At 40.7% G+C, this 9105-nt stretch carries 9 protein-coding genes and 1 tRNA gene; 5 read left to right on the forward strand and 5 right to left on the reverse strand.

Going from position 1 to position 9105, the window contains the following annotated elements; genetic code table 11:
- Positions 1–283: Uma2 family endonuclease (locus tag IM322_RS07395; protein ID WP_287676763.1), on the forward strand; the 283-nt coding region annotated here is incomplete at its 5' end.
- Between the two features lie 99 nt (positions 284–382).
- On the opposite strand, the gene IM322_RS07400 is transcribed toward IM322_RS07395, so the two are convergent.
- Together IM322_RS07400 and IM322_RS07405 are read right to left on the reverse strand one after the other, a co-directional pair.
- Entirely contained in the window at positions 383–850 is a 468-nt protein-coding gene (locus IM322_RS07400) for a DUF29 domain-containing protein (protein WP_287676765.1), read from the reverse strand.
- Positions 851–972: 122 nt separating this feature from the next.
- The gene (locus tag IM322_RS07405) at positions 973–1572 is read right to left on the reverse strand and encodes a Uma2 family endonuclease (RefSeq protein ID WP_287676767.1); all 600 of its coding nucleotides are present in this window, start codon (positions 1570–1572) and stop codon (positions 973–975) included.
- A gap of 192 nt (positions 1573–1764) precedes the next feature.
- On the opposite strand from IM322_RS07405, the gene IM322_RS07410 reads away from it, so the two are divergent.
- The gene (locus IM322_RS07410) at positions 1765–3360 is read left to right on the forward strand and encodes an Hsp70 family protein (protein ID WP_287676770.1); all 1596 of its coding nucleotides are present in this window, start codon (positions 1765–1767) and stop codon (positions 3358–3360) included.
- 83 nt (positions 3361–3443) lie between these two features.
- Here the strand turns inward: IM322_RS07410 and IM322_RS07415 are convergent, their stop codons facing one another.
- A complete protein-coding gene (locus IM322_RS07415; protein WP_002757361.1) occupies positions 3444–3575 on the reverse strand; it encodes a hypothetical protein in 132 nt (43 codons plus the stop codon).
- A gap of 196 nt (positions 3576–3771) precedes the next feature.
- Positions 3772–5025 (reverse strand): competence/damage-inducible protein A, encoded by a 1254-nt coding sequence (locus IM322_RS07420; protein ID WP_287676771.1) that lies wholly within the window; start codon positions 5023–5025, stop codon positions 3772–3774.
- A gap of 491 nt (positions 5026–5516) precedes the next feature.
- Between IM322_RS07420 and IM322_RS07425 the strand changes: the two genes are divergently transcribed.
- The gene (locus IM322_RS07425) at positions 5517–7073 is read left to right on the forward strand and encodes an AAA-like domain-containing protein (RefSeq protein WP_287676772.1); all 1557 of its coding nucleotides are present in this window, start codon (positions 5517–5519) and stop codon (positions 7071–7073) included.
- 112 nt (positions 7074–7185) lie between these two features.
- Positions 7186–7458, forward strand: a complete 273-nt coding sequence (locus IM322_RS07430; RefSeq protein WP_287676774.1) for an AbrB/MazE/SpoVT family DNA-binding domain-containing protein — start codon at positions 7186–7188, stop codon at positions 7456–7458.
- 373 nt (positions 7459–7831) lie between these two features.
- On the opposite strand, the gene IM322_RS07435 is transcribed toward IM322_RS07430, so the two are convergent.
- On the reverse strand, positions 7832–8218 hold the full coding sequence (locus tag IM322_RS07435; RefSeq protein WP_287676777.1) for a DUF4359 domain-containing protein: 387 nt from the start codon (positions 8216–8218) through the stop codon (positions 7832–7834).
- 101 nt (positions 8219–8319) lie between these two features.
- On the opposite strand from IM322_RS07435, the gene IM322_RS07440 reads away from it, so the two are divergent.
- Positions 8320–8392, forward strand: a tRNA-His gene (locus tag IM322_RS07440).
- Positions 8393–9105 lie beyond the last annotated feature (713 nt).

A 9105-nucleotide genomic window follows, 5' to 3' on the forward strand; every position in this document is an offset into this window, starting at 1 on the left:
ATGGCAAGCTTTAACCCCACAACAAAAGGAAAGATTTTTACCTCTATCTCCCGATTTTGTCATTGAATTAATGTCTGCTAGTGACAACATAGAAACTGCTAGGAAAAAAATGCAGGAATATTTAGATAATGGGACTCGTTTAGGTTGGTTAATCAATAGAAAAACTAGAGAAGTGGAAATTTATCGTCAAGGACAGGCAGTAGAAATTTTAACCAATCCAGAGAGTTTATCGGGGGAAAATATTCTGCCAGAATTTAGTTTAAATCTTACTTTGATTTGGTAAGCCAATTTAATTTAGGGAGTGATTCAGAAGTACTGATTGCCGCTTAAGGCTTTGCTTTGTTAGGCATTGTATTCATATACAAAATACCAAACTTCAGTTTTAAGGAAGATAGTCATAATCAAGGATTTCTTCAAGGGTGAAGGGTGATTCAATCGGGAATAAATCAGCAGCAAGTTGATACTTTCTGACAGTATCCTCTCTGGCTGCTTGGTAACAATCTATCCAGATGTCAGGAATCAATCTTCTCAGACTTGGACTCTCTTTTAATAAGCGTTGAACTTGTCTGCGTTGTTCAACAACTGTGCTGCGCCACCCCTGAACATTTGTTTCCTTTTCAGTTAGCCAGTAAGTCAATTTAAGCAGATGTTCGGCAATGACGGTTAAGGGACTTTCTAGTTCTCGTTTTTCACTCCTTCCCATCGTTTCAATTTCTTCGATTAAATTTTCTAAGTCTAATTTTTCAAAACGATGTTCTTTGAGCAAGTTAGCGGTTTCTTGTAACCATCCGTAGAAATCTTCTTGATAAAGACTTTTACCTGACGAGACTAAAGACTTTTCGATGCTCATTTGATGATGACCTAGAAATATGATAGAGCAATCGGCGATTCTTACCACTGTTGCCTCTTGCCTGTTGCCTATTGCCTGACTTCTGCCAGAAGTCTAATATCCTAGGATTACTCCTGAAAACATCAGAGCTTTAAATTTAAGCTAAAATTGGGTAAAACATCTTCACCCGATAAATCAGTGGGATTTTCTAATATCTCCACTTCCTTTCCTTGACGATAAATTTCAACTTGCCGATTCTGGGGATCGATTAACCAGCCTAACCTTGCCCCATTTTCCCTATATTCGAGCAGTTTTTTCTGTAATTTGTCAAGACTATCAGATTCAGACCGCAATTCGACCACAAAATCGGGACAGAGGGGAATAAATCCTTTTTTCTGCTTAGGGGTTAAAGATTCCCAGCGTTCTCGACTCACCCAAGATAGATCGGGAGAACGAATCGCCCCATTTGGCAGTATAAATCCAGTGGAAGAGTCAAACCCGACTCCTAAAGCTTCATTTTCTTCGCACCAGCGAAACAATTGTCCTGTTATACGAAAATTTCGCTGTCCTGATTCGCCACCTGTCGGGGGATTCACGATTAATTCTCCTTGGGCTGTACGTTCTAATTTTAAGTCACGGTTGACCATAGCAATGGCTTCAAACTGTTCAAGGGTGATCGAGAGAGCGATCGCGCTAGGAATTTCTAAGGAGAGGGTTTCGGGTGAGGTAGTAACTGCTAACATAATCCTTTGATCAGGTGCAACTCATATATACTATTAAAGATTATTTGTCAAGTTTTTGCTCAGACTTCTTTAGCTTGCGCTGACCAAATTCCCCAGGTTTTTCGGAAGCTTCCACCTCGATCGGGCGGTTTGCTGTAAATAACAGGTTACAATAGCGAATAATTAACTAAATTTACCTAAAAACCATCGATCGTGTTCTACGCTATTGATTTCGGAACCAGTAATACCGTCATTACTCGTTGGAATGGGGCGACAAATAGGGCAGAAACCGTCAAATTATCGGAGTTATCCCAACAAATAGCCGACAATCCCCCCCTAATTCCCAGTTTACTCTATATTAAATCAGCCAATCCCCTGCAAGTAATTGCTGGTCAAGCGGTACGGGATCGGGGTTTAGATATCGATCGAGATCCGCGTTTTTTTCGTCGCTTTAAACGAGGTATCGGGGCAAAAATTCAAGGATTTTTACCAGAATTAGAGGAAACTGTCCTCAGTTTCGAGGGGGTTGGTCAATGGTTTCTTGATAGCATCATCGACCACTTAAAAAACACCACCCCGGAAACCCCCCAATCTCTAGTTTTAACCGTCCCCGTCGATAGTTTTGAAAGTTACCGCAATTGGTTAAGCAATGTTTGTCAGGGGTGGGAAATCGAACAAATTCGACTAATTGATGAACCCACGGCCGCCGCTTTGGGTTATGGAACCATTGGGGATCAAGTGATTTTAGTGGTAGATTTTGGCGGTGGCACTCTCGATCTTTCTTTGGTACAATTAGATTTAGATAATCCTCAAAAAAATCAAGGTTTTATTCTCAAGTGGGGAGAAAAACTTTTAGGCAATAATTCTGCCCAAAAAACTAAACTAGCGAGAGTTTTAGCCAAGGCGGGGACAAATTTAGGGGGGTCAGATATCGACGATTGGATTGTCGATTATTTTGCCCAAAAGCAATCTTTAGCGAAAACTTCCCTGACTACTCGTCTAGCAGAAAGATTAAAAATTAAACTTTCTTCCCAATTAACCGCCGAGGAGGTATATTTTGATGAGGAAAATTTCGAGAGTTACGAGTTAAGCTTGGATCGAGAACAATTGACCGATATTCTCCAACAACAAAACTTTTTTAATCAATTAGATGATTTAATGACGGGAGTTTTGCAACAGGGAAGACGCAATGGAGTTGAAGTTAGCGCTATCGATGCGGTGTTATTAGTCGGGGGAACCGTACAAATTCCGGCGGTAAAAGATTGGGTGCGACAATATTTTGATAGTAGTAAAATTAAAGAGGATCGACCCTTTGAAGCGATCGCTTTGGGAGCGTTACAATTAGCCCAAGGTTATCAAGTCAAAGATTTTCTTTATCATAGCTACGGCATTCGTTACTGGAATCGTCGCAAAAATGCCCACGCTTGGCATCCGATTATTAACTCTGGACAACCCTATCCTATGGAAAAACCCGTGGAATTAGTCCTAGGTGCTTCCGTGGACAATCAACCCAGCATTGAATTAATTATCGGCGAATTAGGCACGGAAAGGGGGGCAATGGAGGTCTATTTTGATGGTGATAAATTAATTACTCGTTCCCTCGGTAATGGAGAAACTAGCGTCCAAACCTTAAATGATCGCGAGGGGGCCCGATCGATCGCTAAACTCGATCCTTTAGGTTTTCGGGGTAAAGATCGCATTAAAGTGCAGTTCTGGATTGATGATCAGTGTTTTCTGCGGATTAATGTGGAAGATTTACTCAGTCAAGAATTGTTACTAAATAATCAAATCGTCACCAAATTAAGCTAGACTTTGCTTCACCTAAAAATCAAGTGCAGACTCATAGTAAGTTTGCACTGATATTATCGCAATATTCTGTTTTACCGGTGGCTTTATCGACTGTGATCGCGCACGGGGATCGGGATTAGTTCGGGTTCGGGTTCGGGTTCCGGACCAAAAACACTCTCGATCAGTTTGCGCGCCCATTCTCTCAACTTGTCTATCACTTCATCTAAATAGTCCATTGACCAAATGGCTCCTTTGAGATACTAGCTATGAGTTTTCGTCGATTGATCCCCGCAACAGCTTGATTCTAGAGAATTTTAACTAATTTTCATCGTTTGGCTGTTAAATCTGACGAGCGGGGGAATCTATATCTTGTATTTATATTAAGCTTAACATAAGTTTTTAGTCTGAGTATATATTCTTGGCAATTCTTTTTTAAGACATTATTAATAAATTCCGGCGTAGGCGATCGAGGGCGGTATAGGCACTAATCTGGCGAATGGTCAAGCGATCTCGATTTTCTCCGAAACGATGCTCTGATACAGTCACTTTTCCCTCAGGACTGGCTAAACCGATATAAACTAGGCCTACCGGTTTCGTCTCGCTGCCTCCTCCTGGTCCAGCAATACCCGTGATACTGATCCCCCAATCCGTAGCGAGGCGTTTTTGCACCCCTAGGGCCATCTGTTGGGCGACAATCTCGCTTACAGCCCCGAAATTATTTAAATCCCCTTCATTTACGTCTAAGAGGGCAACTTTTACCCGATTATCGTAGGAAATAACCCCACCCCCAAAATAATCGGAACTGCCGGCGATTTGGGTGATAATTTCCCCTAATCCCCCTCCAGTACAGGATTCTGCCACACTCAAAGTTTGTTTTTGCTGCCGCAAAAGTTCCCCCACTACCGAGGGCAAAGTTTCGTTATCAGCACCAAAATAATCTAATCCGGCGATTTCCTTAATTTCCGTCGCTACCGGTTCAATTACCTGCAAAGCAGCCTCTAAAGAAGGGGCTTTGGTCGCAATTCGCAAACGCACTTCGCCTAAACTAGCATAGGGGGCAACGGTGGGATTAGTCAGATCAAATAAATGGGCAACTTTTTCCGCTAAAGCTGACTCACCGATACCGCGAAATTTGAGGTAACGACTATAAATCCTCTCTTTGCCCCATCCTTGACTTTCTAGGTAAGGAATCGCCGTTTCTACCCACATTCTCTTCATTTCTGAGGGTACTCCGGGGAAAGTGAGAATAGTCACGTTAGTCTCTGGTTGCCAGATCATGCCGGGGGCGGTTCCCGTCGGATTTGGCAAAAAATCGGCTCCCATGGGTATTAAAGCCTGTTTACTGTTACTAGGAGGCATTTCTCGCCCTAAACTCGTAAATTTAGCCTCGATTTCTGCTAAAATCTCCTGATCTTCTCTGAGGGACGTTTGGAAAAAATCGGCGATTGTTTCTGTGGTTAAATCGTCGGGAGTAGGTCCGAGTCCGCCGGTAAAAATTAAAATTGAAGAACGTTCTAGGGCAATAGCGATCGCTTTTTTCAGTCTTTCTACATTATCCCCCACCACCGTTTGATAATAATGGGGAATGCCTAATTTTGCCAATTCTAGGGCTAAATATTGGGCGTTAGTATTAACTATATCCCCTAATAATAATTCCGTTCCTACACAAATAATTTCAGCGGCCATAATTTTTAACAATTAGCTTAAGATTTTCAATTTTAATCATCAACTGATCTCCTGTCACCATCGTTCGATCGGGTTTCGGTAACGATGGTCATGGAAGTTAACAATACCAGTGCGCTCCAACATTATACCAGTAAGCTATCAACAATCAAGGTCTTTTATATTAAATGCCACTTTGTTGCTGAACAGCCCATATATGATTCTGGGTAGTGATTCGATAGTAGTGGTAGTCTAATGTGGAGAATCACCTATGGGCTATCTGGTACTTTATCCATGACTATAATGCCCAATTAGCAAGGTTTGAGCTATCACCACGACAATAAAATCACTACCTATTAGCAAACGTAAAATCAGCGTACTATTCCCCTATATAACAATAATTGCTCATAATCAAGCATAACAAAGTATTGCCGATCATCACCTCTTCCTTCCTGCTATCAAAAACCCCACCAAAATCATCTAAAATTAAAATGTCCACTAAATAATAAAATTCTATGACTCGCTGGTTTAATATTGCCGGTCCCTGTAAAGACGATATCCACTATATGCTATCTCCCACAGTACGATTACCAGATTTAGAGGAGCTAATTCAACAACGTAGTTACTTTGTCCTTCACGCACCACGACAAACAGGGAAAACCACAGCAATGTTAGCTCTAGCACAACAACTTACCGATAGAGGAAATTATGCCGCAGTCATGGTATCAGTGGAAGTAGGAAGTGCATTTAATCATGATCCTGCTGCCGCAGAATTAGCAATTTTAGGAACTTGGTATGATACAATAAATATCCGTTTACCTAAAGAATTACAACCAGCTGCTAAACAATGGCAACAGGAAGAACCAGGAAATAGAATTAAGGCTTTTTTAACAGGTTGGGCAAAATCTTTAAACCGACCTTTAGTATTATTTATAGATGAAATTGACTGTTTACAAGACCAAACATTAATATCAGTTTTACGACAGTTAAGAGATGGTTTTCCTAATCGTCCAGAAAATTTCCCGACCTCAGTAGGATTAATTGGTTTACGAGATGTGAGAGATTATAAAGTAGCATCTGGTGGTAGTGATAGATTAAATACATCTAGTCCTTTTAATATCAAAGTTGCTTCTCTGACTATGCGAAATTTTAATCTTGCAGAAGTGGGAGAATTATATCAACAGCATACAGCAGCAACCGGACAAATTTTTACACCAGAAGCAATAGAAACATCTTTTGATTTAACTCAAGGACAACCTTGGTTAGTCAATGCTTTAGCTAAAGAAATTGTAGAAAAAATGGTAAAAGATAGAAACATTGCTATTACCAAAGAACACATTTTAACAGCCAAAGAAATATTAATTGCTCGTCAAGATACTCATTTAGATAGTTTAGCAGAACGGTTAAGAGAACCAAGAATTAAAGCCATTATTGAACCGATGTTAGCAGGTTTAGAATTAGGAAATATACCTAATGATGATATTCAATTTGTCATTGATTTAGGATTATGTAAAATGCACCCTTATGGAGGATTAACTATTACTAATCCCATTTATCGGGAAGTTTTACCCAGGGTATTAACTGTGACACCAATGGCTTCTTTACCCATGATTGCACCCACTTGGTTAACCCCAGAAGGTGAATTAAATCTAGCTGCTTTATTAACAGCATTTCTCAAATTTTGGCGACAACAGGTCGAACCATTATTAGGTAGTACGGGATATCATGAAATCGCTCCATATATTGTATTAATGGCTTTTTTACATCGTGTGGTTAATGGTGGGGGAGTTTTAGAAAGGGAATATGCAATTGGTAGTGATAGAATGGATTTATGTCTGAGTTATAAAGATGTAATTTTAGGGATTGAATTAAAAGTATGGCGGGATAAAAAACGCGATCCGCAAGCTGATGGAATTGAACAATTAGAATCTTATTTAGGGCGTTTTGGGTTAGATTTTGGTTGGTTATTTATCTTTGATAGGCGGAAAAATGCTTTACCAATGGAGGAAAGATTATCCACTGAGTTTGTGGTGACGGAAAATCAATATAGAATTACTGTGATTCGGGCGTGAGTGTTTCCAAAACTCACTGTTTGTGTTACATTGCATTAACGAACCCTACAGGATTAACTTTTAGAATTTTTGCTAAACTAGAAATAGGTAGAAAACAAGGAAATATAAAGTTATGACAGTTGCTAATTCATCACTTTCTCAACAATACATACTTGATATTGAACCAGAAGGACGTTTAACTTTACCCCAAGAAATCCAACAAATTCTTAATTTAGAATCTGGGGATAGATTAATCTTAACTCTGGAAGATAGCGGCAAACTCCAATTAGTCAGCCTCAAACAACAAGTTAAAAAATTAAGAGGTTTCTTAAAAGATAAATCACCTGATAGAAATTTAGTAGATGAACTTATTCAAGAACGCAGACAGGAGTATTTAAGTGAATAAATCTGTGTTAGATGCTGCTGCCTTTTTAGCTTATCTTAGAGACGAACCAAGAGCAGAAATTGTAGAAAATGCCTTGATTAATAGGTGTTATATCAGTATTATTAATTGGGTAGAAGTATGATCAAAAATTGTTGATTTAGGAGAATCTCCAGAGGAAGTTATTAAACGATTGAGAGGTGAAGGATTATTAGAGAATAGTCTAGAAATTATTGCTTGTAATGACGATAAAAAAATGGAGGATCACCTTGGGGCTGTTTGGTGCTTTATCGAAAAAATCGGGTCTAAAACCGCGCCTTAAGGCGAAAAGTTTTTGGAGCGGGGCATAAATCCCCGTTACAAAAGCGGCCTCCTGCCGACCGCCTCCGTTAACTGACTACAATTCTAAAGCTTCGTAGATGTATAATTTATCCAAAAAACCGACGGTGCTGAAGTGATAACTAGGTAAAGGCGGAGGGAACCATAATTCCGTTTGATAAACGCTGAAAATGACAAAATTCTTTCTAGTGGTGTTAGTTGCGATCGCTTCTTGTAAAAAAGGATGACCCGTATCCACCAACATTTTACAGTAACCCCGCAAGAGAGCCTGCACCTCGATGGAAGCTTGCGCCCGAGCGCAGACATTATCCTTAAGATAGCTAGTTAACCTCTGGGAAGCGTATTGTTCGTAATCTTGACGATTGGGGTTAGTTGTCAGCAATATCCCCGCAATTCCCCCTAAAACCACTCCTAACACCATTCCCCCTAACCGCGCCAATTTCATAAGCTCTCAAATCATCACTCACTTACCCTAACCATAGCCCGAATTAGGATAAAAAACCTGTTGTCAACGATTCGTTTTCTGGTATAGTGGATATGTGTAAGGCGAGCGTAGCCAAGTGGTTAAGGCAGTGGATTGTGGTTCCACCACTCGGGGGTTCGAGTCCCCTCGTTCGCCCTCTTTTTAAGGATCGCTGATGGTTAGGCTTTGAGGGAGTCGATTGGCACTTACCCGCTCAAATTCTCAATCAATTCGTTAACCTCAAAATGGTTTTTTTGTACTGATAAATTTCGGGGAGAACGGTCAATGTGTTGGCTAAACCGTATTTGAGGCAATTGAGCAAGTTTTCGGTTCCAGAAATGAGCCAACGGCGAGTAATTACCGAAAAATTGGGTTGAAAGCCTCGCCCTTTGAGGGCGACTTTATATGATCTATGATATTCAGAATAGGGGGCCGGGTAAGCAACCGCTTAAAAAACCCAGTCATCAACCGTAGAGATGAACGCACCTTGAAAACTAGAGTTATGGGGTTCTATAGGGGAATGCTCCTATAGGTAAAAATTCTCAGCACCAAGTACCAGAGAAACCAAGTATTTTAGAGGTTTTGAACTGTATCGTAGGGGACCCCGAGAACAGGCTTCTGTAAGGTCGCGAAAGTCTGAGGAGAGAACCACCGCTGGGTGGGATTTCGCCAGGAATCTAATTCAAGTCCACATCGTTGAGCCAGAAATTCTCAGCAGTGATGCTAGAAGAATCCACGTCCGTTTACGGCGTGGGGAGTGTCAAATCATCGGAAATTTTGGGTCTGAAACCCCGCCGTTCTACGGCGGCTTTACGTTAGAATTAAAAGGCCAGTCTCGAAAACCAAGTGGACGGCGCAGCACCTTGAAA

The organism is Microcystis sp. M109S1 (assembly GCF_020247025.1).
Lineage (GTDB): Bacteria > Cyanobacteriota > Cyanobacteriia > Cyanobacteriales > Microcystaceae > Microcystis.